Below are 26,576 nucleotides of genomic sequence, written 5' to 3' on the forward strand. Positions count from 1 at the left end.
ATCATTAAGATGAATCCTTACGGGTATGGATACTTTCCAGTATGTTTCATAACCGTTTTGTCCAGGTTCAAATAGCGGCGGACGTATAGTCCTGTTGAGTTTTGTTCTTATCAGGGTAATGGTTATTTTTTCCCATGAATCAGGATGTTCCACGTTCACCGAGTATCCGCCGTATGTGAAAGTATCGTACATGTAGTTTGATACCATATACTCATCAAATGTTTGATTTGTCATGGCTCGCGCCCAATTAATGTTGAATTTATAAGGGTCACCGTTTGTTCCGTTGTAGTACTGGCTTGTATTATCAGGGTTGATAACAGGTGTTTCTCCAAGTTTCTTGAGTGCTTCCATAGCCGCATAGTTTAAAGCACGTTTCAGGTCTGCCTTTGCGTATGCCAGCGCCTGGTCAGGCGCTGATATTTCAATATTTGATGACATGGTCTTTGCCATTTTTATATCCATGCGTGTGAGATTGAGTGAGATGATGGTGGACAGGATTACGAGGAATATGCCGATAACAACGAAGGGAACGCGGGCCGAGTCATCGCGGAGGAAACGGGTTTTCGCGGTCCTGGTGTTGTTTTTTAGATGCATTCTCAATACCTTGGACACTTTGCTGGTGCCAGAATCACAGAAACTCCATTCTTTTCAAGTTTTTCATTTAAGATTTTTCTGATATTTTTTTCATCAGGATTCACAGTTACCGTATCCTTGATATAATAACTCAAAAGCCCTGTCAGGTCCGGAACTTTTTGCCCTCCGGTCATCGCAGCCACTTCGTTCTGGAGAATAACCACAACGACTTCATGTTCATTGTGGACCGCATTGATCAGTGCAGGAATACCTGAATGTGCTAGGCCAAAATCACCGATGATGGCAATGCCTTTCCTGTTAAAACCGCATGCTGTACTTATTGATGAGCCAAGTGAGAACGCAGCATCAATAAGTGAAAGGGGTGGTGAGGATGTCATTATGGAGCACCCCAGGTCGCCTGCGACCGGAACATCCAGCTCTTTTATTGCAAAATAAAGAGGCATATACGGACAGTCTTCGCACATAGGGCGAGGCCCTCTTTTTTCTATTGTCTGGGATACAATATCGCGCTTTACCGCATCATTATTAATATTTTCAATGGCTCTCTGGATATCCTCAACTTCTGCGATGCCATACCGCATGTGTCCTGTGAGCTTCCCAAATACTCTTTTTGAAAACTGCTTTTCAATTACCGGTTCGGTCTCTTCAATTATAAGTACTCTTGAATGCTCTTTTATGAAACGGTCGATAAGGTCAATAGGCAGAGGATTTACGACCGTGAGTGATAAGTGGGAAATATCGTCGGATATTATGGAATCAACGAGCGATGAGGGAAAACCCGATGAAATTATTCCAATATCGCTTTTTTTCTTGTTTTCCTTATATGTGTTCAATTTTGAGGTTTCAGCGTATTTACACATCTGTGGATAGGATTCAGCATGGAATCGCTGGTGTTTTCCAAGCATGGTAAGATGCCATATATTTTTATCGATTTTTTTTGATTGGTATGGTTCGTTTTTACGTACAAAGTTGCCATTGCTTTTCAATAACCTGTCAGTAAGCCTGATTATCACAGGAGTTCTTACTTTTTCAGATAATATGAAAGCTTCTTTCACACAAAGATAAGCGTTTTCAGTTGTTCCCGGGTCAAATACCGGCACTTCTGCGATCGATCCGTAAAAACGCGAGTCCTGCTCATTCTGCGATTTTTCGATCCCGGGATCATCTCCCGCGAAAATCACAACGCCTGCACCGATCGTATGTATTGCCGAGGTTACAAGCGGATCTGAAAGTATATTCATGCCAACATGTTTTGTAATGACAGCACAACGTTTCCCGCATACTGATGAGCCCAGTGCCATTTCAAGCGCAACTTTTTCATTAATAGACCATTCGTGCCTGATATTATTATCGCCGAGTGCTTCCATGAGATCCGTTATCGGATAACCAGGGACGCCTGTGGCTTTTTTCACACTGCTATCAATAATCCCGCTAACTATTGCTTCAAGACCATTCATAAAAATACCGCTTCATCATTTCTTGAAAACCAGGGAAGAGCAGCAAGCGCTCCTATGATGCCTTTTCCATCTATGCAGATTTCAACATCATTATTTGCGGCTGTTTCAATTGTTAATTCTTTGGAAATCATCCTGCTTCTGCAAAGCCTGCTGTATTCCATAAGAGAAGAAGCGTCAAAATCAGATAAAGCGACCAAACCTGTTTCAGATGAAACGCTGTACTTAAGAAGTCCTTCTTTTATTTTAGCGAGTAACTCTTCCTTAGCTCCCTGCGTGCACGCAAATTCAAGAACTGTCGCCACACAGTTCTGGGTCTTGTCCGGTACAGGATAAAGCTGGACAAGCGTATGTGATATATATTTATGTTCCAGGGAATCAACGGCTGCCCCGATATTATGGGCAAGAGCCCATGTCGCTCCCACTTCTTTTGAATCAGTATTGTCCATTCCTACGAGGACTCGTTCCCTTCGAGGAACTACGATCGTACCGCTTGCGCGTTTTCCCCCTCCTGATTCTGAGATATTAGAGCGGATAACGCCCTTTGCGCATGCCCTGCATGTGGTCGCTCCAACGCCTCCGCCACCCAGGCCGCTATAGGTTATCTCTATTTCATCGTCATTCACGAGGACGGATTCAATACCTGCGGCAGCAGTTGATGATTGCAGCTCCAGGTTTGATCTTCCCACACGTACCAGGTAGCGCATCATGTCCCCGACAGAACGGCTTTTTATGACAAGCGGGCTTTTAGAATAATGATACAGCGCCCATGCTGAGCCGCCATAACAATTTGAATGCTCCATAATTTCCGCAAATTCATTCCTGCGGTCAGCTACTGCGTAAATGCCTTTATAAGGTATAGTATAAGGATCTTGTAGATTCATAAACACTGGTTTTAAGTATTTTATCTGATATATGAGTTATGGGTATAATTAAATGACATATAGAATCCTTTGTATCTTTTTACTGCTGTTGACAATAAATAGTGTTTATGCGCTTGAAGAAGGGGTTTCTGTCCCTCTTGTTGCTGATAAAAGCACAGGGGACGGGGAAGAAGGGCTCCTTCTGGGAGCCGAGGTAATAGTAACCAACGGCACAGGCCATGTATTCGTTGATACGAACCCTTACACCCAGGTGGATCTCCAGGGATCGGCGAGAATCGCAGCGATGGTTGCATCTGATGTCCTGGGTGTTGATGAAAAAGCATATGATTTCTATTATATTATCGATATAAGTTCACCTATCATTGGAGGACCTTCGGCAGGCGGGGCGCTTACTGTAGCAACAATTGCTGCTATAAATAAATGGCCTCTGAAAAGTGGTGTTGTAATGACAGGAATGATCAACCCTGATGAATCAATAGGACCTGTTGGCGGAATACCCTTCAAGCTTGAGGCTGCGGCAGCAAAAAATGCTACGCTTTTCCTGATACCCGAAGGCCAGAGTACTGTAACTGTGAAAAAAACAAACACAGACTCAAGTGGTTCTATTATTACCATAGATACTGAGGAAACGGTGGATGTAGTTGAACTCGGCAAGAAATTGAATGTCACTGTAAAAGAAGTAAGTACGATCCAGGATGTTGTAAGGGAATTTACAGGTTATGAGATAACAAAGCCAACATATAAAGGGACTATACTGACCACTCAATACATGGATCTTCTAAAACCTCTTGCCCAAAACCTGAAGAACGAATCGGGAGATATGTATAAAGAAATGGAATCAACATTACCCGACACCCAGTTCCTTGGGACTGCAAAGGATATCCTGGACAGGGCAGATAAGATGTATGATGACAATAAATACTATGCTGCGACTTCCTTATATTTCAATTCGATGTACACGATGCGGTTTGCACAATGGAATGATGGATACGATAAAGCGGCGGATAAGGAACAATATCTTACTGAAATTATAAATAGAGTTGAAAATCAGATTAATTTCTCCGAGAATGATCTTCGCAACTTCACATTATACGGAATAAGCGATGCGGAAGCAGTAGGTGCTGCTGAATCAAGGATTACTGCGGCAAAGGTGAAACTTGATGAGGCGAAAAAACTCACTGATACGCAGGAGAAGATTACTTCACTTGCATTTGCTCATGAGAGAGCGCGTACAGCTCAGTGGTGGCTGACGCTTGCAACGCCTGATGGAAAAATTGTACCTGAAAATGTCTTGAAAGACCGCGCAGGATGGTACCTGAGCCAGGCACAATCCATCAATACCTATATGTTCGCATTGGTCTCAGAAACCGGATCGCATCCTGAGATAATAGGCGGTGCAGGCGAGGACTTAGACCACGCGCAAAAGGAAATGGAGCGCGGCTACTATGCAGGTGCGATTTTTGATTCACTCCAGGCCACAACAAAAGCCAGTACTATGATAGGATTATTGGGCAAAACAGATGCACAAAAGAAAGTCGAGGAGAGTTACGAAGCTGCAAAAGTTGCGATAAACGAGGCCCGTCTTGCAGGGATCGAACCCACACTTGCAGTGAGCGCTTATGAATACGGGGAAACGATGACCAATCCCTATGAACAAATTTCCCAGTATTCTTATGCCAGGACGATCGCAAAGACCTCAATCGTACTCAAATCCCATTCCATTGCCTCCAATCAAACACCTGTTAAACCTGTCATTACTCCTTATGTGTCAATGCCATTTGAGCCCTCGGCACCAGCACCCAATGTTACCGTTAAAAGGTCAAAAACAAAAATAGAAGTGCCGGGTTTTGAAGCAGTTATGGCTGTATCGATATTGCTATTGTTTATCGCAAGAAGATTATATAAAAAAAATATCAGGAAATAACTCTACCATAACAATCCATTAATTATATCCCCTATGCTATCATAAAAAGCGGTCATGAAGTACATCATAGTCACCGGCGGTGTGATGAGCGGACTTGGAAAAGGAATAACAGCCGCATCTATCGGGCGGATTTTGAAAAACAAAGGATTCAATGTTACGGCCATCAAGATCGACCCTTACATCAATATCGATGCCGGGACCATGAGTCCATACCAGCATGGTGAGGTCTTTGTCCTTAAAGACGGGGGAGAAGTCGACCTTGATCTTGGTAATTATGAACGTTTTCTTGATATTGAACTAACACGGCAGCACAATATAACCACAGGGCAGGTGTACCAGACAGTCATAGAAAAAGAAAGACGCGGGGATTATCTTGGGAAAACCGTACAGATCATTCCTCATGTGACAAATGAGATAAAGGAACGGATCAGGAAAGTTTCAAAAAAAAGTGGCGCAGAAATTTGTATAATTGAAGTGGGCGGCACGGTCGGCGACATCGAGAGCATGCCTTTCCTGGAAGCTGTAAGGCAAATGCACAGTGAAGAAAAGGAAGAGGATATTATTTTTGTGCATGTGACGCTTGTTCCTCTTGACACGCAGGGTGAACAGAAAACAAAACCAACCCAGCATTCTGTAAAAGAACTCAGGAGCCTTGGCCTCCAGCCTGATGCAATAGTGGCTCGATGCAAAGAACCCGTCCTCCCTGACACAAAATCAAAAATAGCGCTCTTTTGCGACGTTCCCGTAAGTGCGGTCGTAAGCGCCCATGATGCAAGCGATATCTATTATGTCCCTACCCTTATGGAAAAAGAGGGTCTTTCCGATTATTTAATGAAGAAACTTAATATTACAGAAAAAGAAATTTCACATTTCTGGGAAACATTAATAAAAAAGATGGCTTCCATTGATAAGGAGATACGTGTAGCAGTGGTGGGGAAATATGCGCATCTTGGCGACTCATATATCAGTATCAATGAAGCTCTAAAACATGCAGGAATAGAATGCGGCTGCCGTGTAAAGGCAGACTGGCTTGATGCTGAGGAATTTGAGAGAAATCCATCCGACATTGACATTCTCCGGAAATATAACGGAATACTTGTCCCGGGTGGTTTCGGCGTGCGCGGGACTGAAGGGAAAATCCTTGCCATAAGATTTGCACGCGAGAATAATATCCCTTATCTCGGCCTTTGTCTTGGCATGCAGCTTGCTGTGATTGAATTTGCCAGGAATGTACTGGGATTAACGGATGCGAACAGCTCTGAGCTTGCAGAAACACAGCATCCTGTTATCGATATTTTACCTGAACAGGAGAACATCAGGAATATGGGCGGTACAATGCGCCTGGGTAATTGCGAAGCTGTCCTTGTGGAAGGTTCTCTTGCCAGCAAATTGTATGGTGGTAACACTCTAATCGAACGCCACCGCCACAGGTATGAGGTAAACCCGAAATACATAAAACAGATCGAGTCAAAGGGTATGAAATTCACAGGCAGGAACGACCACAGGATGGAGATAGCAGAAATACCTGATCACAAGTTCTTCTTTAGCTCCCAGTTCCACCCCGAATTCAAGTCGCGCCCAGGAAAGCCGTCGCCTCCTTTTTTGGCATTTGTGAAAGCGGCTATACAGTAATTCCGGTATTCATGAGAAGGAAAATATAAAAAAATAAATGAGGAAAAGGAGAGTTTTTATTTCTCCCTCTTCATATATAGACTAAGTTTATTTTCTATTTATTATGGTGTTGGTGGAGGCGGTAGTGGGATATTTGGGATGTCGTCGTTGGTTATGGTACATGTCTTTGTTTCGCCTGGGTTTATATAACCAGAGCAGTCACCAGATAATGATCCGCCGTATTGTGAATTGTTGTAGCTCTCATATACATCATACCATCCTGGATAGATATTCACATCTGTTCCGGTCTCAGACCCTTGAAATGCACCTGGTGATGGGTTATTACCATTTACTAACATTGTGAAGTCAGATGAGCTTGCTGTACCCCCATCATTATTGATTACATGTTTTATGACGACCAATTGAGCCGTGGGTATATCGTCGTTGGTTATGGTACATGTTTTGTTTTCACCCAAGTTTATTTCCCCATAACAATCAGGCGAATAAGATGGATTATAACCGGGAAGCCCATTTTCATTAACACTATAGTATCCCATGCCAATTTTTACATCAGTACCAGTTTCTGAACCCATAAAAAAACCCGGGTTGGGATTATTACCATAAACATTTATTCCAAAATCAGAAGCAATCGCCGTACTTCCGTTATCATTAATTACATGTTTGATTACTTTTAAATACGATGCTTTGTCATCATTGGTTATTACACAGGTTTTGGCTTCGTTATTATTTATCCGTCCGGAACATCCAGGTGAATATGATACATTGTAACCTTTGACTGCCAGTTCAGTTACTTTATATTCACTATTTTTCATAGTAACGGTTGTTCCTTTTTCTGTACCACTGAATATGGCTGGCGATGGATCTTTGGCTGTAACGGTTACTGCAAAATCAGATGCACTCATTGCACCGCCATCATCATTGATCACATGTACGAATACTGCCAGAGTGGGAACTTTTTGTTGATCTGGAGCTGCATAAACTTGAAAAACATTGCCCATAAGCAATGAAGTTATTGCAGCTATAGATAACAGCACAAGTTTTGTTTTGTTTCTAAGAACCATAGTTTTCCTCCATTTTATTATTAGGGTATTTTACCATTCGTCACCCCAATATTTACTTTCGTCATTGCACTCTTATCAGTGCTCATTGATGCATTTACCATAACACCTTTTCAGGAAAATCCCCCTGCATCTCGGACTTTTAAGTATGGTTTTAAATAAAAATTATACCTACAAATAAAGATATTACCGCCACATCTGTCATACATCTCCTTGAAATACATTCCCATTACCCTCCATTTAATAGAACACTGAATTGCTATTTAGGCTGTCAGTTTTCATTTCGTTACCAGACTTTTATTTCTTCTCCGTTAATGAACAAGATTATGCTTTTGTCACTATAATTTACTATATTTAGTATAACTTGTCTATTTATTGTCATGTAAGCTCTTAATTAGATAAATAGTTTGCGCTTACAAGTGATAGTTTCAATTTCAGATAGCGTAGTAATAAATCAGGTTTATTGGCTTTACGTTGTGTATGGTTTTGACAAAACCCATAAATACAATTGTGCATAAGTAAGATAATATTCTGAAAGTTGGTAACGCGATTTTCAAAAAGGAGAAATATATGGATAAATTTCAAAAAATAAGAAAAACGACCCAATTCACATCACTGGCAATAAGTTCGATAATATTTACAATAGCATTGTACGGCCTGGTAATCCACAACGACCTCTATTTCGAGATAGGACTTCTCATGATCGGATTCATAATTGTCGGAGGAATTCTCCTGGCGCCTATACTGGGAAGGTTCTGGTGCGGGTGGCTATGCCCCCGTGGCACATTCCTGGAATATTTTATTGAAAAAATATCGAACAAGTCCAGGATACCACATTTCCTGAGGTCAAAAGCATTCAAATTGTTCATTGCTTCAATACTGGCAATAATGTTTATTATGGTACTTCTTGATAAAAATCCGCTGCTGACATCAGATGATGAGCTTGCTTCGATCAGAGATTTCATTATATTCATGTGTATCGCGACCACGCTCTTGATTTCTATACCTCTGGGTATCATTTACATGCCAAGGACATGATGTAGTTTCTGTCCGGTTGGATACGCCCAATCACTTCTCGCGAAGAATAAAATACTCAATATATCGATAGAAGATTGCTACTATACTAAAAAATTTATATGCTCATTAAATTATATTTAGGAGTGTTTTTATAGAGTTACATCATCCAACATGAAATGATCTAATTGGATTGTTCAAAGGGATTGAACAGATATTTCTCCAACTGGTCAGGATTTGTTTAACAAGCAATGATTCATGAAATGCAGCATTATGAGAAACAGGATGTCTATAAAGATTTCTTACTGCCTAATATAGAATCTCAAAGATTAGAGGAAATATTATCCGATATCGAAAAGCAAAAATCATTTCGAATTTTTGGATATATTTTAATCCCTATAATCATCGGTTTTTATATTTTGAAGAAATTGAATGATCGAATAATCATCTTGACAAACAATAAGAATGAGTTAACAAAAAGATTTATTAATGAGCTTGAAACTTCAAACAATCAAATTAAAAATATTTTAAACCATTTAATATATGCAGATGCATATCTTGTTTACTCTGATAGAACAGGCATTTTAAGTAAACTCGAAGAATATAAGATTATTCTTTTTAGTTTAAAACAAGAAAAGGAAATTTTTGATAAATATTTCAATGATATAGTTGAATCTTCAATAAATGAAGTAAATGCATCACGAATTACAATAGAGAACTTCAACAAAAATTTGATTGAAAGGCGCAAGAAAGAGTATGATTTCCTTTTTCAAAAATCAACCGCTAGTTTAAATAATGAACAAAAAAACGCAATTATTACAGATGATAAACATAATTTGGTAGTGGCAGGTGCAGGATCAGGAAAAACAGAGGTTTTAATCACAAGAATTGCTTACCTTGTGGAAAGAAAACAAGAAAAAATAGCACCTAAAAGAATACTTGCCTTAGCTTTTCAGAAAAAAGCTGGAAAAGAAATTGAAGACAGGCTCAGCAAGATGTTTGGAATTGGAGTTAAAATAAAAACATTTCATTCTTTTGGATATGAAATTCTTTCCAAACCAAAATTAAAGTTTGATACTGATGAATTTATAGATGAGCTATATAAAAAAGCGGAAAAAGAACCAGGATTCCAGAATAAACTTCTGGCCTACATGCTGTATTTTGGAGATGATGAGGCAATCAAACAGCAATCCGACTTTAAGACGAAGAATGAATGATTTCTTTATATGCAAAATCTAACCTATACCACTCTTGATGGGAAAAAGGTAAAAAGCGAAGGAGAAAGAACAATATTTAATTTCCTATTTACTCATAAAATAAATAAGAAATACATAAATTTTCTCTATGAACATCCTGCAGAATGGATGAATTATACGGATGAAAAAGGTGAAATAAAAACTCCAAAACCAGATTTCTTTTTACCAGAATATAATATCTATATCGAGAACTGGGCAATTGATGAGAGGGGCAATGTTCCTGAATGGTTTGAATCAGGCTACAAGGAAGGAATGAAGGCAAAGAGAGATAAATTCAAAAACCGTAAAAAGTATTCTCTAATAGAAACAAGCTATGGAGAACTTAAAACTAATAATTTTTTAGGCCATTTTGAAGACAAATTAGTCAAAGAGATTAGAAGAAGATATCCAAACAAAGATTTTATTTTTACTGAAATGGGCTATTCTGATATTGTTGAAAGGGTATGGAAAAATTGCAAGGAATCGATGGAAAGAAATCCTAAAGATATTGCAACTTTTATCACAAAAGCAAAAACAAATGGCTTAACTCCTGAAAAGATACTTGAAAGACTGGAAAATGAAAAGTGGTCTCCGAAACAAAAGGCTTTTGCAGAGTTGGCACTGGTAATTTATATGCAGTACGAAAAGGAGCTCAGGCTAACTAACGAGATAGATTTTTCCGATATGATTAATCAAGCAATAGTTAAATTGGAGATGAATAAATCACTTTATGAAAATTCGTTTGATCATATATTGATAGATGAGTATCAAGATATTAGTCGACAAAGATACCTTCTTATAAAAGCACTGATGGCTAAGAATCGTAATTGTAAACTATTCTGTGTGGGAGATGATTGGCAAAGTATTATGGGCTTTACAGGCTCGAATTTAGAGTTTTTTATAAAATTTCAAGACTATTTTGATCATCCTGCAAGAACTGATCTATCTATAAATTATCGAAGTATAAAATCTATTGTAGAAACTGGAGCAGAACTTATCAAATATAATGGCGATGGGCAGCTTAAGAAACTAACGATCGCAAACAATAATCACGAAAAGAAAATCCGTGTTATTTCATATTCACATAAAAATCCTTCGACATATCAACAACAAACTGCAGAGCATTGTGTAAATTTGGTCAAAGAATACCAAATGAAATATAGTCCTCAGGATATTATGATTTTATATAGATCAAGAAAAATTCAATTGTTAAATCTAATCATTGAATATGCTGGTATCAATAATGTGAAAATACAAGTAGATTCGAAAAGTCCTCGTTATAGTCCATTAATGACAGTCCATAAGAGTAAAGGTTTACAGGCAAAAGTCGTATTTCTCCTATGCGTTGACGCAGGATTGTATGGTTTCCCAAGTGAAATTGAAGACCCATTTATCTTTGAACCTGCGATGGATAGAAAATTAAATATTAAGGAAGAAGAGGAGAGACGACTTTTTTATGTAGCAATCACAAGGTCAAAAGAAGAAGTTATCATCTACACACAAAAAGATAATGAAAGTATGTTCTTAGATGAAATTCAGAAATATACTGAAGTTATTGAATTTTAATATTGTTATAATTTTAAGTGTTTGGCACTTTGACATAACTACCAACACCAATTATGTCTCCAAACAACCCCACACTGCTTGGTCGGGTTTGTTTATTATTCAGAATAGAACAATTCAATAATGTCCCAATATAACCTTTTTTCCCGGTCTTCCTTAGTCGTGACCCCCTCAAACAAAAAATCTCAAATTTTTTAAAACTTTTTTCACATAAGGGTGTAAATTTTCCTCAATCTTATCAATCCATCTATAATCGGAACTAGTATCATCAATTTTTATTTTGAAATTCTCCAATGTAGGTTTAACAAGAAAGTATATATTAATAGTATGGACACCGCTCTTCAAGTCATCAAATGGTCCTTTATCAAACATTGTTTCATAAATGCCTATCATTTTTATAATCTGAACTTTTATGCCAACTTCTTCAGAGGTTTTTCTAACAGCAGCTTCTTCTAACCTCTCATTTTTATAAACTCTTCCACCAGGGAACCACCATTCATTTTTGGCAGGTTCATTGTTCCTGTACACCAACAGAATTTTATTACAATGGCAAATCACCACATCTACGCAACAGATTGGCATGTTTTCTAATATTTTTTTATACTCTGTGCTATTTATTTTAGTTTGTAACACAATTACACCTGAATAGGTAGCCTTACACTTTAGCTACCCAATGATTTTTAACTTATTTAGTACATTGCAGAATAAGGTATTCCCACAGAGACAAGACTAGATAATAAATGCCAAAAACAATCAGAAAAGAAGATATTATAACCATAGAACTTCGCAACCAATGGTATGCTTTCGTTTCCTCATACCATGAAACATCTTGGATTTCGTCTGTTCTTCTTTTAATTGGGCTCTTTATAATATTCGAAATCAACCAACGCTCCTCAGTTTGAGATAAAAATTCAATTCTCTGTTCTTGGAACAACCTATGTTTTACCAAAGCTACAGTCAGGCTAAACGAAAATATCCCACCGATTAAAAGGATTATCGCTCTTGGAAACAATTTATCAGTATATTGGTAAGAAATTGCAAAAACTGCAGAAGCTATAGCCATCGTAATAGATGGTATTTGCCAAATTGTATTATCATAATATCGCAAATCATCTGAACATTGATTATATTGTGCAAGTTCTTCGTCTGTCAATTTGAATCACTGGTACGTGTTTATGATGTGATATATTTAAACAAAGTTGTGAAATAAATGTGATAACAACCAACAATAGTATATGAATGTTTAAAAGAAGGGAATATAATGCCCGATTGCATTTTACCTAAAAAAGAACATTTTTGTATAATCACTATTAGATAACCAGTTTCTAAATATCATGCAATATGGGTATGATATGTTCTGATTCGTGCAATATCGGAGCAAGTATAAACCCATGATAACGCTAAAGGCAGCCTGAAGCTGCCTTTGGTTTGGATTATTTTATTTTATTCTATTTTCTTAATTCAAGCCCCGTTTCCTGATAATATATCCCACAATTAGAAGTCCTATTGCGAATATCCCGGCAAATCCTGGAGATTTCGCTGGTGAAGCCTGAGGATTGGCATTATCCGGGGTGTTTCCAGGTATGGCTGTTTCCACAGGTGATACAACTGTATTTGCCGGCTGAGGCGGAGCTGCCTGCTGTGCTGACAACTTGGTCTCGTCCGTATGGCAGGCAGAGCATGTCAATCCGTTTTGCGATGTTAATGTTCCTATTTTACCGAATGCATGCAGTGTGTCAATATCATGGCATCTTGTGCATTTTGGTACCACAACCTGCCCACTTTCCTGGTGGCACTTTTGACAGTCCACCTTTGAAGCATGGATTGCGTGTGGTATCTCGCTGCCGTTGGCTTTAGAAGTACCTTTGTGGCATCCGTAACACCCGGCCTTATCATCTGCTTCCCCGTGGATATTTGCAACGCTGGAAGCCGAATGACAGTTCTGGCAAATGAGGGTCATTTCCGGTGATTTAAGAGGTTTAACAATTGCCGGAGGGGATTTGTGACATTTTACACATGCTTCATTGTTTCCATGTACCTGTATCAGATCCTGGTGACAATGGGAGCATACTGCATCTTTTAGAAGATTATTATGTACGTCAGTTATAGTTTTATGGCAATATGCGCAAGTCTGTGTTGCCACTTTCCCTGCATGTACCTGGTGGATAGGCCCATCATGGCATTTTGTGCATTGGGGTATTGATACCGTTAGCTTGTCGCCATGACAGTTCACGCATTCCACCGGCTTATTGGCATGGATAACGTGTGGGGTATCAGTATGGCATTTTTTACAATTGACATCATTTGCCGTAAGTAAAGATGCTGTAAAGTTTGCTTCTGCTGCGTATGCTGCTGTCGAAAATACGACAGACATGAAAAATAATAAAATAATAAATCTTCCAATATTCATATCAAATCATCAACCAATAACCGTTTTTGTATGAATCGTGTTGGGCAATGTATATTATGCTTTCGATTTGATTCTACAATTTGATCTACTAAATAAATTATATGTCCTACAAAAACAATAAATATCCACCAATCATGAACTCAATAATCCTTCCGAATGCAATAAAATACGACGGCTCCCAGATCGCGCCATTATGGGCTTACAGCATGGGAATCAAAGGCGACTCCATAGTGATTTTCCACGGCCCCATGGATGTGACGTTTGAAAACATGAAGGACTTTGAAGATGAAACAGCAGGGAAAACCATTAAGGGCAATGACCTGATCCATTTTATTGTAGAGAGATTTGATTCACCTGCAAGTATGCGGCTTGCTTATTACATGCAGCGCCTTCTTATCGTAAACATAAGAGATGTGCTTGGAAAACACGGCATAAAAACAACCCGCAATGGCGACGATCTTTTTGTGGATAACGGAAAACTTACTGTAAGCATTGCAAGCGCTGGCGTTACAAGTGAAAAAATCCATTGCGGTATCAATATCACGACACAGGGAACGCCTCATGATATCAGGACTGCCGCACTAACTGATATAGGGATAAAAGACTGGAAAGCAGTCGCAAAAGATATCGCAGATAATTTTGTCCGTGAAATTGAGGATATTGAAGGCGATATCGTTAAAACAAAAAGCCTATGAAATACTAAAATTTACGATCAGGGAAAAGTAACTATTTTTTATAATAATAATACACGCAGATCGCTACTATAAGAATTAAAAAACTGATAGCATTCGCCATAATGATAATGGTATCCCCAAGATGGATCCCGTACAACGTCCACAAGAAAACACCTGCGCCGAACTGGCATAAAGTTACAAGGCTTATATCCTTTGAGGATCTGGTCTTATGCATTTTGATTATCTGGGGAACAAAACCAAATGTAGTCAGCAATGCAGCAACAATCCCTATTAAATACCAGTACATTTCCTTCAAAACAGCCTCATTTTCCGCTTCTCCCGATCAATAAACTCATCAGCCTGTGTCCCTCCACAAGCCCGAAAATCCCTTCTTTTGCCGCAAATTCATCATACCTGTCCACATAATCAGCACTTTCCACAGAAGAATAAATTGCAAAGGGAACTGGTTCTCTTGTATGCGTTTTTATGGAAATGGGGGTTGGATGATCAGGTAAAACGAGTATTTTATAATCCCCGAACCCGCCAAGTTCATTAAGCATACCCCCTACCACTTTCTCATCAAAATCAGAAATAGCTTTTAATTTTGCTTCTATATTTCCCATATGTCCTGCCTCATCAGGCGCTTCGACATGCACAAGGACAAAATCCCGTTCTTTTAGTGAATCAAGTGCATATTGTGCTTTTCCGGAGAAATTAGTATCAAGATATCCTGTGGCTCCCGGAACATCGATGACATTCAGACCTGCATATTTCCCGATCCCTTTTAAAAGATCAACAGCCGAGATTATCGAACCCGAAACCCCGAACATATCCTTAAAAAGAGGCATTTCAGGCGCCTTTCCCTGTCCCCATGGCCAGATAAGGTTGGCTATGTTCTTCCCTGCTTTTTTTCTCTTTTTATTGACTTCGTGGTTTTCAAGAATAGGTTTTGATGCTTTTATGAGTGAAATCAGATGTTGCGAATCTTCACAGCGCGGCAATACATCTTCAACAGATTGACCTACTACATCATGAGGCGGGGTACATTGTGCAAACTCTGCACGCTTCATTACGAGCAGATGCCTGTAACTTACGCCTGCATGGAACCTGCATGATTTGCCAAGTTCCTTATCTACAGCTTTTATCAGGATACCTGCTTCCTCACTTGAAATATGACCTGAACTGTAATCTGCGATCAACCCGTTTTTCTCTGTAATAAGATTGCACCGAAAAGCGATATCGTCTTTTTCAAGATTTATTCCTATACTTGCGGCTTCAAGCGGACCGCGGCCTGAATAATATTTATCAGGATCATATCCCATTATGGAAAGATTTGCAACATCGCTGCCTGGCGGCTTATCATCGGGTACGGTTTTTGCAACCCCGCATTTTCCATGCTTTGCAATAAAATCCATATTAGGGGTATCTGCTGCCTGAAGTGGGGTCAAACCACCAAGTTCCGGAATAGGATAATCGGCCATCCCATCGCCGACGAGGACAATATATTTCATGTCCTCCAAGAAGAATTGATAATACAATAAAATATCGGTTGGTTCAAGAATTAGCTTTTTACCACAATAGCAATGATCAGAACCATAACGACTACGGATTGGGGTATTACATACCATTTTACCATTTTCTGTATCCCATTAACGCGGTTGTTCAGTTCATTCAAATCCTCTGTAAGTTTCTTAACCGAATCATCGTTTTGCGGTGAAGCAACCATTATTTCAGGTTTAACAACCTGTTCCAGGGGTTGTGTAACTTTTTCTACAGGTGTAGCCCTTACATTCTGATTGATAGAACATGTTTTTTTAGGTTTTACTATTGCGGGCCTGACCTTTTCTATAGGCTTGAAATTGGGATCTCTCCCTTTGCCTAAAGTCTGGAAGATCTGGTCTTCCGTTACGTCAAGTATCGACATTTTGTACCCTCTTATGCATTTATTATGTTATACAGTTATATAATTGTTATTGTGTACCATGTGTGAAAAAATCTCATTACCATCTGATTTTTCTCAAACCATCGGTCACTTTCCCCAGAAAGGAGTACCTCTGCGTTTGATCTCCATGAACGCAATGAGGGTTTCTTTGTCTTCAATTTTCATGGCTTCGAACAATTCCTGTTCTGCGATTTTCGCATGCTTTTCGGGAATATCAATATAAAGCGTATCCCCTTCTTTTATCTGGCGACCAACGATCGGCCCATCGATAGCCATAGCCACTTCTTTTCCAGTCTTAGCCTCGCTTATATTTTCGTTGTTCTCCTGTATTCCTTTTATTATTCCAACAATGGTGCCGTCCTCTTTCATTACTTCAAGATTTGTTTTAATGATACCGCCCAGGACACGCACACCAACAACTGCTGGCTTGCTTTGCCTGAACGTACAGTCTGGCATGATAATAAATCGTCCTGGTTTGATAATTGTTTCATAACGCTTTTTCTCAAGAAGTTGCTTTTGTTCCGCTACCCATTTCTTATAATCTTCTATGATGCGATAAATGACATTATTTGTAAATAATTTTATATCTGAATCTGATAATTCTTCTTTTGCGTCCGGCAAAACATCTACTTCAAATCCCAGAATTACTGCAAATAGCGGGTCCTTGATTGTTTTTACTTCAGCCACATCACGTTTTGAAATGTCTCCTATATCGGCCTTTCGGATTGGAATATTTTCCTTTTTCAACTCGTTCACAAGGGCTTCAAGTGAGCCGATAGTATCTGATTTGATCAGTACGCCGTTAGATTCGGTTTCAATCCGTACCGAGTCTATTTCGGATCTGATGGCAGCTCCCACTTCATCAATATTGCCCGTAGCTACGCGGATCTGGGAGCCTGCAAGCGCTCCTTCAAGCGATGGAGCTGCGATCTTGATACCTGAAGCTGCCACGACTCTCTTTACCTGTTTGAATTTTTCTTCCGAGCGCATCTCGGAAAGCGGTCTTGGCTTTAACAGGGCTCGTATTTTTGTTGAAATAGGGTCACCTCTACTTCCTACAACGATCGTGTCGCCTACGTTTAATTCCCCATCATATAATATCACATCAAGCGTTGTTCCAAGGCCTGTCTCTTCTTTTACTTCAAGAACAGTCCCGACGCCCGGGCCAACAGCCCTGTACTCAAGGTCTTTTTCAAGGAATTTCTGGGCAAGTCCCATCAATATCATAAGAAGATCCGGTATGCCCTCTCCTGTTTTCGCACTTACGGGCAAAATACCGATGTTTCGCTGGAAATCCCGTACCCTGTCATACCTGTCAGAGCTTAAGCCCATTTCATAGAGTTTGCCTATGATCACATATATTTTTTCATCAAGTCCGGTTTGTGCAAACCCGGTTTGCTGAGGAAAAGATAATATGAACGGCTTTCCTGGCTGCGGATTCCATCCGGGTATTTTATCGATCTTATTTCCTGCTACAATAAATGGTGTTTTGAATCTCTTGAGGATTTCCACAGCTTCAAGCGTCTGGGGCTGGAATCCTTCATTTACATCAACAACAAGAACTGCAAGATCAGCAAGCGCCCCGCCGCGAGCCCTCAGGGTAGTAAATGCCCTGTGGCCGGGAGTATCGATAAAAAGAAGCCCCGGGACCTTTGTATCTCCCTTGAATATCGGGCCACATACACGTTTTATAATTTCAAGCGGCACTTCTGTCGCTCCGATATGCTGGGTTATAAGCCCTGCTTCACGCTCTGCTATTGTGGTTCCTCTTATCTTATCAAGAAGTGACGTCTTACCGTGGTCCACATGTCCCATAACGCATACAATGGGGGTGCGCAGATTTTCGCCCATATTCTATAGATTATGTTAAAAGTATATAATAAGGAGCGTTTTAAAAAGGAAATCTTAATTTTCGTATATACAGGCCTCGTCAGCCCTTGTATATCCTGTTATTTCGGATTCCTTAAAATGGATGGTTATTTCCCTGGTTGCAGATTCAGGAGAGTCACTTGCATGGACGATATTGCGTCCTGTATCCAGTGCCAGATCGCCGCGTATGCTTCCCGTAGCAGCATTAACGGGATTGGTAGCGCCGTTAACTGCGCGCATCACTGATATAGCGTTTTTTCCTTCAACTACCATCGAAACCGATGGCCCTGATGTTATGAAACTTATCAGGGAATTGAAAAATGGTTTTTGCGCATGTTCCGCATAGTGTTTCTTTGCAGAATCAAGTGACATCGTATTCATACGCATAGCGACTACTTTGAGTCCACGCCGCTCGATCCTGCTTATAACTTCACCGATAATGCCACGCTGCACTCCATCGGGTTTTACCATCACGTATGTACGCTCCAATATCTCACCTTACGTTGTTGTTTTTCCCCTGGCTTTCCTTCCCGCTTCGGTCCATGTGACCTTTCTTGGGATCCTGCCAAGGTTTAAATTACCCTGGCATTTAGAGGAGCAAAAATAGAACACAGTTCCATCTTTCCTGGCATAAAGCTTGCCTGTACCGGGTTCAATTGCACCTCCGCAGAATGAGCATTTCCTTTTTTCCATGATCTCACCTTGACATTAATTTCTTTGCTTCTCGTGAGGTCTCAAGCAGTATCAGGGTATCACCAAGTTTTACCGGTCCTACGACATTCCGGGTAATGATCCTGCCTTTATCCCTGCCATCCAGTACACGGCACTGTATCTGCATGGCTTCGCCATGCATGCCGGTCTTGCCTACAATCTCAACTATTTCTGCAGGATATCCTGCATCTTCATCAGCCATGATCTCACTTCTTTAATGCCTGGACTTTCTGTGCCACTTCTTCTACAAGTTCTTTACCTTTTCCAGGTTCAACAATCGCAGCCGCGCCGCTGCCCACACTTAACCCGCTTGCTGCACCAAGTTCCACCTGTTTTTTCACATATATATAAGGTGTATTCTTTTCCTCGCAAAGTGCGGGAAGATGCATGACAATTTCAGGCGGATTTACGTCTTCGCCTATTATTACAAGTTTTGCGATACCGCGTTCTATCGCTTTTGTGGCTTCGTTTGTTCCCTTCTTGATCTTTCCAGTATCCCGTGCCATCTCAAGAGCTTCTAATGCTTTATTGGACAGTTCAGCGGGAACTTCAAATTTTATATAGGTTGGTTGTGCCATTTTAATTACTTCCTTCAGGATTTTATCCTTCATCATTCATTTGAATAAAAGTATCGGCGCTTTCTACAGCATGATATGCTATATATTTTGCGCCTATGATGTCTCCTCATTCAAAACTGTGAACAGTTCTGGTGATATTATCTTAACAATGGTATAATTTCCACTCTGATTGACTTGATATTGTTCGAAACCTTTTTGTGTGCTGTTGACTTTTGACTGGTCAAGTTTTCTCAAAACAGTTGAGTTTGCATCAAGGTAGGCTGTGGTCCTTTCATAACTTCCATTTACAATTCCGATACCAAAATAGAACTGCCTGGCAAATGTTATATTCGAATTAACAATCTGGAATGGCGCTGGTTCTACTTTACTTATAAGTCCTTCGTACTGATCATATGATGTATTTGTTTTATTTTGCCCGTAAATAATTTCCAGAACATTTACAGCAGTCTGGGGTTGAGCAAAAATAGCAGGTGTTCCCATTATGTTATACATCCCAAAAAGATCCTGTTCCTGACGCACCAAAATGTTGGTATCAGGTAAAACTATATAATCAAAATCATTATTCGGAGTCGCCATTGTACTTAAAAGAAGAAGTGAATTGTTATTTCCTTCCCGGATCCCTGCGTAATATAATTTTGTAGCATTTGATTTATAGAGCTTTGTATCTACTTCCTGAATTAATCCGCCGATCATTGTACTTTCCGATCTTGTCCATTGTATCATTTGCGGGGTCATGCTTTCAAGATCCACATAATATGCTACTTCAGCCCCGGGGGGCGTCATTTTGAGAGAATCAGAAATAGAATAGAACGGCTCGTTGACCGTCCATAAACCCGGGTCGTATTTACCCAGATCCGTATCCGGAGTATTGGTTTCCTGTGTGGTGTCGTCTCTTGGCCCTGTGAAAAAATAGGCGAATACCGAGCCTAACATTGTAAATACAAGAAAGGCTGCCAGTAATTTATATGCCAACTGCTGATTCATGCTACCCATAATTACTTTTCTCATATTAAAGGATAACTTTTATATACGATGTACGTAATTATACATTAATGTACATGAATGTACAATGATCTTTATGAAAGACTATATCAATAAACTTATCCAGAAACAACACCTCACAACAGAAGAGGCACAGCTTGCGATATATAAAATATTTACCGATGCGACTGACGTCCAGATAGCAACGTTTTTGACTGCCATGAAAATGAAAGGCGAAACACCTGCTGAGATCGCAGGACTTGCACTGGGAATGAAGAAAGCTGCCAATATCATAAATCCGAAAGTCAACGGGACACTTATCGACACTTGCGGGACAGGCGGCGACTCGACAGGAACAATTAATGTAAGCACCGGCGCAGCACTTGTAGTTGCAGGAGCAGGCGTTCCTGTTGCAAAGCACGGGAATTATTCTATCACTTCAAGATCGGGAAGTGCTGATGTTCTACGTGAACTCGGTGTAAAGATAGATGCGCCTCCCGGACAGGTGGAAAAGACAATTGAGACGGTTGGCATCGGGTTCATGCTTGCCCCGGTATTTCATCCTTCGATGAAGCGTGTGGGACAGATAAGGCGCGACCTGGGTTTCCGGACTGTTTTCAATATCCTCGGACCTCTAACGAATCCTGCGAATGCAAAGGCGCAGGTGATAGGTGTATTTGACAGTTCCTTATGTGAGCCAATGGCAAATGTACTTAATATCCTTGGAACAAAAAGAGCGCTTGTCGTCCACGGCAGCGGCATGGATGAGATCTCGACAACCGGTGAAACACAAATTGTGGAATTAAACGGCGGAAAGCTTACAAAATACACTACAACACCTGAAAAACTTGGTGTTAAGCGCGCTTCAATGGGCGATATCGCCGGGGGCACACCAGAAGAAAATGCAAGGGATATCGTGGATGTTCTAAAAGGCAAAAAAGGAGCGAAACGGGATATCATTGCTGTAAATGCAGGCGCAGCACTCTTTGTTAGCGCAAATGCGGAAAATCTTGTTGCCGGAATAAACCTGGCAAACAAGGTAATAGACAGCGGCGCAGCGCTAAACAAGCTGAAAGAACTCGTAAACATGGCAGGCGAACCTGAAAAACTTGCACGGTTCTTATAAATTATAAAAAGGGTTGAATGATGAAAGTAAAGATTTGCGGTATAAAGAGTGAACGCGACCTTGCCGTGGCAATTAATGCAGGTGCGGATGCAGTAGGATTTATTACCGAAGTACCTGTTGATTCTCCAAGGAAGATCACCCTTTCCGAAGCATCAGGATTAATAGCCCATGTGCCGCTTTTTGTGACCTCTGTACTCGTCATCATGCCAGAAAGTGCGGATGAAGCTATCAATATGATCCATGCAGCAAAGCCCACTGCTGTCCAGATCCATAATTCACTTCCCTTTGAAGAACTTAAGAGGATAAGAGAAACAGGCGTGAAACTAATTAAAACAATTCCAGTTTCAATACATGCTGATGCTGATATGCTAATTGATCTTGTAAAAGACCTTTCGGGAATAGCTGATGCAGTACTGCTTGATACTGTTCTTGATGGGAAGACCGGGGGAACCGGTGTTACGCACAACTGGGAATTAAGTTCGAAAGTCGTTCTGAACGCTGGTCTGCCTGTGATATTAGCCGGCGGCCTGAACCCGGAGAATATAAAAGCTGCGGTTCAATGTGTCCGGCCACATGCTGTCGATACTGCATCAGGCGTTGAGACCGATGGAAGAAAAGATGAAATGAAAGTGATAGATTTTATAAATAACGCGAGAATGACATGAAATTTGATATTGGTGAAGAGGAATTCATCCGCCTCGCAGAAGATAGACCAGCGATAATCCAGCTTAAAGCAAAAGTGAACGCAGATTGTTCGCCGCTTGAACTTTATGCCTCGCTTGATAAAAAATGCGCGTATCTTCTTGAATCAGTCGAGAAAGAAAAAAAGCATGCCAGGTTCTCATTTGTGGGTTCACAACCCGATGCCATAGTTACGGTAAAGAACCGCATAATATCACTTGATTATCCGCACAAGACTGATTTTATAGGATTAATAGAATTCTCACTTTTGAAAGTCTGTGAATTTTACAAAGGAAAAAAAGGCAGGATTAAAGACGGTTTTGATACAATGGATGTTCTAAGAGCTGCTTTTTCGGCAAAGGATGTTAGATTCAAAGGTGCGGGTTTTGACAGGCAGACATTTCTTGGAGGTGCTATCGGTTTTTGCGCTTATGATATGGTGTATGACTGCTGGCTGGATATCTCTTCAGGGAAAAGCCCCACACCTGATGCCCAGTTTGCGCTTACTACCAAAACCATTGTATTTGACCATCTTACCAATGAGACATTTATTGTCATTACACCGTTTATCCCTGCCAGGGGTGATGCAGGAGAGATTTACAATAAGGCGCTTGAAGATGCGGATAAACTTGCTTCAACAATTGGATCTGCCCGGCCTTCTGTTCTTAAAAAAAATAAACCTTTAAAGATCAACAGCAATATGGAAAAGAGCGAATACGAAGAAATTGTCAGGAAAGCAAAACAGCATATTATTGACGGGGATATCTTCCAGGTGGTACTTTCGCGAAGGTATGAAGTGATCACTGACCAGACCCCGCTCGAATTATATACTTCCCTGCGAAGCGTTAATCCAAGCCCATACATGTATCTGTTTGAGTTTGACGGTACTGCGATCATAGGCGCAAGCCCTGAGACCTTAATGTCTGTTCACAATGGAAAAGTCATAATCAACCCCATTGCAGGCACCTGCCCGCGCGGCAAAACCCGGACAGAAGATGAAGAATTTGCAAAAGAAATGCTTGGCAGCGAGAAAGAGAGGGCTGAACATGTGATGCTTGTTGACCTGGGGCGAAACGATGTACGGATGGTTTCAAAAGGCGGGACCGTGAAAGTCGATGATTTCATGTCAGTTATCAAATATTCCCATGTCCAGCATATTGAAAGCACGGTATCCGGGGAACTTCGTGATGAATGCGACCAGTTCGATGCCACACGCGCCATATTCCCGGCAGGAACGCTATCAGGCGCGCCAAAGATCCGCGCGATGGAGATAATACATGACCTTGAAAAGGATGCCCGCGGGATATACGGCGGAGGCGTGGGTTATTATTCATGGAACGGGGATGCCGACTTTGCCATCGTAATAAGGACGATAATAAAGAATGGGCCGAAGGTAATTGTCCAGGCTGGCGCCGGCATAGTTGCAGATTCTGATCCCGAATATGAGTATAACGAGACGGAGCGCAAGATGGCTGCGATGATAAAGGCGATTGGAGGAACATGAAAGTATTATTCGTAAACAACAAAGATTCATTTGTCTGGAACCTTGTAGATTATGTCTCCATTTTCGAGCCTGATACGGTTGTTGTTCCCAACACAATTTCGCTAAAAGAAGTCAGGGACATAAACCCTGATGCTATTGTGATCTCACCCGGCCCCGGTCATCCTGCAAACCCCGGGGATATAGGGAATTGCCTTGATATTATCAGGGAATCAACCGTACCTGTACTTGGCGTATGCCTTGGCCACCAGGCGATAGCTGTAGCTTTTGGCGGCGAGGTAGCTCATTCCCCTTCGGGGCCGCTGCACGGGAAAACAAGTCCTATAAACCATAACTGCAAAGGAATATTCCAGGGATTACCCGTTCCGCTTGTCGGAGGAAGGTATCATTCACTTGCTATTACAAGATTGCCGCAGAAAATTGATGTGACAGCACGAACGGAAGACGGTATAATCATGGGAATCAAGCATAAGGAAAGGCCGATATATGGCTTGCAGTTCCATCCTGAGTCTGTACTTACACCGCAGGGATTGAAGATAGTGAAGAATTTTCTGTCACAAAGTAAAGAATAATAATATGAATGAGAGCTTCAGTGACGTGATAGGTAAACTTACGAAAATGAAAAGGTCTCAAATTGGTGAGTATTTTGGGGCTCTGAAAGATAGCAAAACACTGGATGAAATAGAAGATGATTGCAGGAAAATAAGAGATGTTGCGAGGCACAGGAAATGATGGTCATTGATACGATCTTGATGCCCTTATAGCAGGTATCGCTATCAGGAATGGAGCAAGGAGGTTTTTCTGGATGCTTTATAAGTTTAAAAAACATATTAAAGACGGGAAGTCAAAATCATGATATCAGAAAAAAAATTTAAAGGAAGCCAGACTGAAAAGAACCTTCTTGCAGCTTTTGCAGGAGAATCCCAGGCGAGGAACCGTTATACGTACTTTGCCAGTGCCGCAAAAAATGAAGGATATGAACAAATATCTGCGATTTTTCTTGAAACTGCGGATAATGAAAAAGAACATGCCAAGGTATTCTTCAAGCACCTTCAGGGAGGGGATGTGGAGATAACTGCAATGTATCCTGCAGGAGTTATCGGAAAAACATCAGAAAACCTGTTTGCAGCAGCAGAAGGGGAAAAACTTGAATGGGGAACCCTTTATCCCGGATTTGCAAAGATCGCAGAAAAAGAAGGATTCCCGGAAGTAGCTGAGTCTTTTACGGAAATTTCCGAGGTGGAGCAGTTCCATGAAATGCGGTACAGGCAGCTGATAAATAACTTAAAGGAAGGTTCTGTCTTTAAGAAAAATAAAACTGTAAAATGGCACTGCAGGAACTGCGGTTATATCCATGAAGGCACAGAAGCTCCTGAAGTATGCCCTGCGTGCAAGCATGCGCAATCATATTATGAGGTACTTGCACAAAACTGGTGAACGTTAAACTATATATTTGATTTTAGCATTGGAGTATCTATAATGGACATCCAGAAAATCCGCCGTGATTTCCCGGCATTGGGGAAAAAATGGAATGGTAAATACCCCGTCTATTTAGATAATGCATGCATGACCCTGAAGCCAGAGCCTGTAATAGATGCGATGAATGAATATTATACCGAATATCCAGTATGCGGCGGTCGTTCTATTCACAAGATGGCAAAAAAAGTGGATGAAAAAGTCACACTGAGCAGGGAGAAATTCCAGAAATTCCTTGGAGCATCCTGTCCTGAAGAGATAATTTTCACGCGAAACACAACCGAAGGATTGAATCTTGTTGCCAATTCACTGGATTTCAAAAATGGCGATATTGTACTCACAACCGACAGGGAACATAATTCAAATCTCGTTCCCTGGCAGGTGCAGGCGCATAAAAGAGGAGTAAAACATATTATTGTCTATTCAAATCCTGACAATACCTTCGACCTTGATGCATTTTCCGGACTATTTGATAAAAATAAGAATGTGCGGCTTGTAAGTATGGCACATACCGCGAACCTTGACGGCTATACGATCCCGGTAAAAGAAATCATAAAGATCGCCCATGACAATGGCGCGCTCATGATGCTTGACGGAGCCCAGAGCGCACCTCACAAGCATGTGGATGTAAAGGCGCTTGATGTTGATTTTTTCGCTCTTTCCGTGCATAAGATGGTAGGACCGACAGGCATGGGTGTGCTCTATGGTAAACATCACCTGCTTGAAGAGATCGCACCTTTCATCGTTGGTGGGGATACGGTAAGCGACACAACGTATGAAAGTGCGAAATTCCTGCCCACTCCTGAGAAATTCGAGGCAGGTCTCCAGAATTATGCTGGCATCATAGGTTCAGGTGCAGCAGTGGATTATATCAGCGGTGTGGGGTTGTCGAATATCGAGGAGCATGAAAAGCGGCTCAATACCATTATCACAAAAGGAATAAAAGACATGCCAGGATTAAAGATCATAGGCCCCGAGGATCCGAACCTGAGGGGAGGTATTATTTCATTCACGGTCGAGCTTCCAAAAGGCGGTGATGCCCATGATATCGCCCTTATTCTTGATGAGACCGAGAACATAGAAGTGCGCTCAGGAGCATTCTGCGTGCATTCCTGGTTCAATTACAGGAAATGTGAGGCTGCTGTGCGGGCTTCGCTATATTTGTATAATACCGAGGATGAAGCGAAGAAATTTGTGGATACGCTGGGAAAGACGATCGGGTTGTTCAGTCCGTAGGAAATTAGAAAATAGAAAGAAAGGAGGTTGGAA

General features: G+C 40.8%; 29 protein-coding genes. 13 read left to right on the forward strand and 16 right to left on the reverse strand.

All coding sequences use genetic code 11. The annotated features are described in order from the left end of the window. From CL181_RS04775 to mmp11, 3 genes are all read right to left on the reverse strand, one after another. A partial coding sequence (locus CL181_RS04775; RefSeq protein WP_141398797.1) for a hypothetical protein occupies window positions 1-594 on the reverse strand: 594 nt, incomplete at its 3' end. A 2-nt stretch (window positions 595-596) separates the two neighbouring features. Next, window positions 597-2,051: a thiamine pyrophosphate-dependent enzyme gene (locus CL181_RS04780; RefSeq protein WP_097298103.1), complete on the reverse strand. Its 1,455-nt coding sequence runs from the start codon at window positions 2,049-2,051 to the stop codon at window positions 597-599. Then, complete coding sequence (gene mmp11, locus CL181_RS04785; RefSeq protein WP_097298104.1) at window positions 2,048-2,932, reverse strand: methanogenesis marker protein 11; 885 nt, start codon at window positions 2,930-2,932, stop codon at window positions 2,048-2,050. Before mmp11 ends, CL181_RS04780 begins: the two co-directional genes overlap by 4 nt. Window positions 2,933-3,020: 88 nt before the next feature. Between mmp11 and CL181_RS04790 the strand changes: the two genes are divergently transcribed. Both CL181_RS04790 and pyrG read left to right on the forward strand, forming a co-directional pair. Continuing rightward, on the forward strand, window positions 3,021-4,856 hold the full coding sequence (locus CL181_RS04790; RefSeq protein WP_176505063.1) for a S16 family serine protease: 1,836 nt from the start codon (window positions 3,021-3,023) through the stop codon (window positions 4,854-4,856). Window positions 4,857-4,910: 54 nt separating this feature from the next. Next, a complete protein-coding gene (gene pyrG, locus CL181_RS04795) occupies window positions 4,911-6,488 on the forward strand; it encodes a glutamine hydrolyzing CTP synthase (protein ID WP_097298106.1) in 1,578 nt (525 codons plus the stop codon). 101 nt (window positions 6,489-6,589) lie between these two features. Here the strand turns inward: pyrG and CL181_RS04800 are convergent, their stop codons facing one another. Beyond that, window positions 6,590-7,549, reverse strand: a complete 960-nt coding sequence (locus tag CL181_RS04800; protein WP_097298107.1) for a hypothetical protein — start codon at window positions 7,547-7,549, stop codon at window positions 6,590-6,592. Between the two features lie 567 nt (window positions 7,550-8,116). On the opposite strand from CL181_RS04800, the gene CL181_RS04805 reads away from it, so the two are divergent. The 3 genes from CL181_RS04805 (at window position 8,117) to CL181_RS04815 (ending at window position 11,361) form a co-directional block, all read left to right on the forward strand. Beyond that, window positions 8,117-8,584 carry a 4Fe-4S binding protein gene (locus CL181_RS04805; RefSeq protein WP_097298108.1) on the forward strand — a complete coding sequence of 156 codons (468 nt, stop codon included), beginning with the start codon at window positions 8,117-8,119 and terminating at the stop codon, window positions 8,582-8,584. Between the two features lie 425 nt (window positions 8,585-9,009). Further along, complete coding sequence (locus CL181_RS04810; RefSeq protein ID WP_217993087.1) at window positions 9,010-9,777, forward strand: UvrD-helicase domain-containing protein; 768 nt, start codon at window positions 9,010-9,012, stop codon at window positions 9,775-9,777. A gap of 9 nt (window positions 9,778-9,786) precedes the next feature. Further along, window positions 9,787-11,361: a UvrD-helicase domain-containing protein gene (locus CL181_RS04815; protein WP_097298110.1), complete on the forward strand. Its 1,575-nt coding sequence runs from the start codon at window positions 9,787-9,789 to the stop codon at window positions 11,359-11,361. 168 nt (window positions 11,362-11,529) lie between these two features. Here the strand turns inward: CL181_RS04815 and CL181_RS04820 are convergent, their stop codons facing one another. From CL181_RS04820 to CL181_RS04830, 3 genes are all read right to left on the reverse strand, one after another. Next, window positions 11,530-11,991 carry an NUDIX domain-containing protein gene (locus tag CL181_RS04820; RefSeq protein WP_097298111.1) on the reverse strand — a complete coding sequence of 154 codons (462 nt, stop codon included), beginning with the start codon at window positions 11,989-11,991 and terminating at the stop codon, window positions 11,530-11,532. A 52-nt stretch (window positions 11,992-12,043) separates the two neighbouring features. Then, the gene (locus CL181_RS04825) at window positions 12,044-12,511 is read right to left on the reverse strand and encodes a hypothetical protein (RefSeq protein WP_097298112.1); all 468 of its coding nucleotides are present in this window, start codon (window positions 12,509-12,511) and stop codon (window positions 12,044-12,046) included. Window positions 12,512-12,814: 303 nt separating this feature from the next. Next, window positions 12,815-13,768 carry a cytochrome c3 family protein gene (locus tag CL181_RS04830; RefSeq protein WP_097298113.1) on the reverse strand — a complete coding sequence of 318 codons (954 nt, stop codon included), beginning with the start codon at window positions 13,766-13,768 and terminating at the stop codon, window positions 12,815-12,817. A 134-nt stretch (window positions 13,769-13,902) separates the two neighbouring features. Here CL181_RS04830 and CL181_RS04835 point away from each other — a divergent pair, with 134 nt between their 5' ends. Next, entirely contained in the window at window positions 13,903-14,463 is a 561-nt protein-coding gene (locus tag CL181_RS04835; RefSeq protein WP_097298166.1) for a DUF366 family protein, read from the forward strand. 31 nt (window positions 14,464-14,494) lie between these two features. Here CL181_RS04835 and CL181_RS04840 read toward each other — a convergent pair whose 3' ends face one another. The 9 genes from CL181_RS04840 to CL181_RS04880 all read right to left on the reverse strand — a co-directional run bounded on the left by CL181_RS04840 (window position 14,495) and on the right by CL181_RS04880 (window position 20,550). Then, on the reverse strand, window positions 14,495-14,749 hold the full coding sequence (locus CL181_RS04840; protein ID WP_097298114.1) for a SemiSWEET family sugar transporter: 255 nt from the start codon (window positions 14,747-14,749) through the stop codon (window positions 14,495-14,497). A gap of 16 nt (window positions 14,750-14,765) precedes the next feature. Next, the gene (locus CL181_RS04845) at window positions 14,766-15,953 is read right to left on the reverse strand and encodes a cofactor-independent phosphoglycerate mutase (protein WP_097298115.1); all 1,188 of its coding nucleotides are present in this window, start codon (window positions 15,951-15,953) and stop codon (window positions 14,766-14,768) included. Between the two features lie 50 nt (window positions 15,954-16,003). Beyond that, window positions 16,004-16,366, reverse strand: coding sequence for a hypothetical protein (locus CL181_RS04850; RefSeq protein WP_097298116.1), 363 nt, complete (start codon window positions 16,364-16,366; stop codon window positions 16,004-16,006). A 105-nt stretch (window positions 16,367-16,471) separates the two neighbouring features. After that, window positions 16,472-18,235 (reverse strand): translation initiation factor IF-2, encoded by a 1,764-nt coding sequence (infB, locus tag CL181_RS04855; RefSeq protein WP_097298117.1) that lies wholly within the window; start codon window positions 18,233-18,235, stop codon window positions 16,472-16,474. A gap of 54 nt (window positions 18,236-18,289) precedes the next feature. Further along, complete coding sequence (gene ndk, locus CL181_RS04860) at window positions 18,290-18,742, reverse strand: nucleoside-diphosphate kinase (RefSeq protein ID WP_097298118.1); 453 nt, start codon at window positions 18,740-18,742, stop codon at window positions 18,290-18,292. A gap of 9 nt (window positions 18,743-18,751) precedes the next feature. Next, on the reverse strand, window positions 18,752-18,946 hold the full coding sequence (locus CL181_RS04865; RefSeq protein ID WP_217993088.1) for a 50S ribosomal protein L24e: 195 nt from the start codon (window positions 18,944-18,946) through the stop codon (window positions 18,752-18,754). 4 nt (window positions 18,947-18,950) lie between these two features. Next, the gene (locus tag CL181_RS04870) at window positions 18,951-19,166 is read right to left on the reverse strand and encodes a 30S ribosomal protein S28e (RefSeq protein ID WP_097298120.1); all 216 of its coding nucleotides are present in this window, start codon (window positions 19,164-19,166) and stop codon (window positions 18,951-18,953) included. A 4-nt stretch (window positions 19,167-19,170) separates the two neighbouring features. Beyond that, the gene (gene rpl7ae / locus CL181_RS04875) at window positions 19,171-19,542 is read right to left on the reverse strand and encodes a 50S ribosomal protein L7Ae (protein WP_097298167.1); all 372 of its coding nucleotides are present in this window, start codon (window positions 19,540-19,542) and stop codon (window positions 19,171-19,173) included. Between the two features lie 93 nt (window positions 19,543-19,635). Further along, entirely contained in the window at window positions 19,636-20,550 is a 915-nt protein-coding gene (locus tag CL181_RS04880; protein ID WP_217993089.1) for a hypothetical protein, read from the reverse strand. A gap of 70 nt (window positions 20,551-20,620) precedes the next feature. Here CL181_RS04880 and trpD point away from each other — a divergent pair, with 70 nt between their 5' ends. The 7 genes from trpD to CL181_RS04915 all read left to right on the forward strand — a co-directional run bounded on the left by trpD (window position 20,621) and on the right by CL181_RS04915 (window position 26,543). Continuing rightward, on the forward strand, window positions 20,621-21,649 hold the full coding sequence (gene trpD, locus CL181_RS04885) for an anthranilate phosphoribosyltransferase (protein WP_255251421.1): 1,029 nt from the start codon (window positions 20,621-20,623) through the stop codon (window positions 21,647-21,649). A 17-nt stretch (window positions 21,650-21,666) separates the two neighbouring features. Further along, window positions 21,667-22,314 carry a phosphoribosylanthranilate isomerase gene (locus CL181_RS04890; protein ID WP_097298123.1) on the forward strand — a complete coding sequence of 216 codons (648 nt, stop codon included), beginning with the start codon at window positions 21,667-21,669 and terminating at the stop codon, window positions 22,312-22,314. Continuing rightward, window positions 22,311-23,834 carry an anthranilate synthase component I gene (gene trpE, locus CL181_RS04895; RefSeq protein WP_097298124.1) on the forward strand — a complete coding sequence of 508 codons (1,524 nt, stop codon included), beginning with the start codon at window positions 22,311-22,313 and terminating at the stop codon, window positions 23,832-23,834. The genes CL181_RS04890 and trpE overlap by 4 nt, the downstream gene beginning before the upstream one ends. Next, window positions 23,831-24,403, forward strand: a complete 573-nt coding sequence (locus tag CL181_RS04900) for an aminodeoxychorismate/anthranilate synthase component II (protein WP_097298125.1) — start codon at window positions 23,831-23,833, stop codon at window positions 24,401-24,403. The genes trpE and CL181_RS04900 overlap by 4 nt, the downstream gene beginning before the upstream one ends. Window positions 24,404-24,407: 4 nt before the next feature. After that, entirely contained in the window at window positions 24,408-24,563 is a 156-nt protein-coding gene (locus tag CL181_RS04905; protein ID WP_097298126.1) for an antitoxin VapB family protein, read from the forward strand. Between the two features lie 120 nt (window positions 24,564-24,683). Beyond that, the gene (gene rbr, locus CL181_RS04910) at window positions 24,684-25,268 is read left to right on the forward strand and encodes a rubrerythrin (protein WP_097298127.1); all 585 of its coding nucleotides are present in this window, start codon (window positions 24,684-24,686) and stop codon (window positions 25,266-25,268) included. Window positions 25,269-25,310: 42 nt separating this feature from the next. Beyond that, window positions 25,311-26,543 carry an aminotransferase class V-fold PLP-dependent enzyme gene (locus CL181_RS04915; protein WP_097298128.1) on the forward strand — a complete coding sequence of 411 codons (1,233 nt, stop codon included), beginning with the start codon at window positions 25,311-25,313 and terminating at the stop codon, window positions 26,541-26,543. Window positions 26,544-26,576 lie beyond the last annotated feature (33 nt).

Source organism: Candidatus Methanoperedens sp. BLZ2 (assembly GCF_002487355.1).
GTDB lineage: Archaea > Halobacteriota > Methanosarcinia > Methanosarcinales > Methanoperedenaceae > Methanoperedens.

What these genes read in the sequence shown, in the direction of transcription:
- CL181_RS04780 (WP_097298103.1), bottom strand. Translation starts at nt 2,051, where the DNA reads ATGAATGGTCTTGAAGCAATAGTTAGCGGGATTATTGATAGCAGTGTG.
- mmp11 (WP_097298104.1), bottom strand. Translation starts at nt 2,932, where the DNA reads ATGAATCTACAAGATCCTTATACTATACCTTATAAAGGCATTTACGCA.
- pyrG (WP_097298106.1), top strand. Translation starts at nt 4,911, where the DNA reads ATGAAGTACATCATAGTCACCGGCGGTGTGATGAGCGGACTTGGAAAA.
- CL181_RS04800 (WP_097298107.1), bottom strand. Translation starts at nt 7,549, where the DNA reads ATGGTTCTTAGAAACAAAACAAAACTTGTGCTGTTATCTATAGCTGCA.
- CL181_RS04805 (WP_097298108.1), top strand. Translation starts at nt 8,117, where the DNA reads ATGGATAAATTTCAAAAAATAAGAAAAACGACCCAATTCACATCACTG.
- CL181_RS04815 (WP_097298110.1), top strand. Translation starts at nt 9,787, where the DNA reads ATGCAAAATCTAACCTATACCACTCTTGATGGGAAAAAGGTAAAAAGC.
- CL181_RS04830 (WP_097298113.1), bottom strand. Translation starts at nt 13,768, where the DNA reads ATGAATATTGGAAGATTTATTATTTTATTATTTTTCATGTCTGTCGTA.
- CL181_RS04835 (WP_097298166.1), top strand. Translation starts at nt 13,903, where the DNA reads ATGAACTCAATAATCCTTCCGAATGCAATAAAATACGACGGCTCCCAG.
- CL181_RS04840 (WP_097298114.1), bottom strand. Translation starts at nt 14,749, where the DNA reads ATGTACTGGTATTTAATAGGGATTGTTGCTGCATTGCTGACTACATTT.
- CL181_RS04845 (WP_097298115.1), bottom strand. Translation starts at nt 15,953, where the DNA reads ATGAAATATATTGTCCTCGTCGGCGATGGGATGGCCGATTATCCTATT.
- CL181_RS04850 (WP_097298116.1), bottom strand. Translation starts at nt 16,366, where the DNA reads ATGTCGATACTTGACGTAACGGAAGACCAGATCTTCCAGACTTTAGGC.
- infB (WP_097298117.1), bottom strand. Translation starts at nt 18,235, where the DNA reads ATGGGCGAAAATCTGCGCACCCCCATTGTATGCGTTATGGGACATGTG.
- CL181_RS04865 (WP_217993088.1), bottom strand. Translation starts at nt 18,946, where the DNA reads ATGGAAAAAAGGAAATGCTCATTCTGCGGAGGTGCAATTGAACCCGGT.
- CL181_RS04870 (WP_097298120.1), bottom strand. Translation starts at nt 19,166, where the DNA reads ATGGCTGATGAAGATGCAGGATATCCTGCAGAAATAGTTGAGATTGTA.
- rpl7ae (WP_097298167.1), bottom strand. Translation starts at nt 19,542, where the DNA reads ATGGCACAACCAACCTATATAAAATTTGAAGTTCCCGCTGAACTGTCC.
- CL181_RS04880 (WP_217993089.1), bottom strand. Translation starts at nt 20,550, where the DNA reads ATGAGAAAAGTAATTATGGGTAGCATGAATCAGCAGTTGGCATATAAA.
- trpD (WP_255251421.1), top strand. Translation starts at nt 20,621, where the DNA reads ATGAAAGACTATATCAATAAACTTATCCAGAAACAACACCTCACAACA.
- CL181_RS04890 (WP_097298123.1), top strand. Translation starts at nt 21,667, where the DNA reads ATGATGAAAGTAAAGATTTGCGGTATAAAGAGTGAACGCGACCTTGCC.
- trpE (WP_097298124.1), top strand. Translation starts at nt 22,311, where the DNA reads ATGAAATTTGATATTGGTGAAGAGGAATTCATCCGCCTCGCAGAAGAT.
- CL181_RS04900 (WP_097298125.1), top strand. Translation starts at nt 23,831, where the DNA reads ATGAAAGTATTATTCGTAAACAACAAAGATTCATTTGTCTGGAACCTT.
- CL181_RS04905 (WP_097298126.1), top strand. Translation starts at nt 24,408, where the DNA reads ATGAATGAGAGCTTCAGTGACGTGATAGGTAAACTTACGAAAATGAAA.
- rbr (WP_097298127.1), top strand. Translation starts at nt 24,684, where the DNA reads ATGATATCAGAAAAAAAATTTAAAGGAAGCCAGACTGAAAAGAACCTT.
- CL181_RS04915 (WP_097298128.1), top strand. Translation starts at nt 25,311, where the DNA reads ATGGACATCCAGAAAATCCGCCGTGATTTCCCGGCATTGGGGAAAAAA.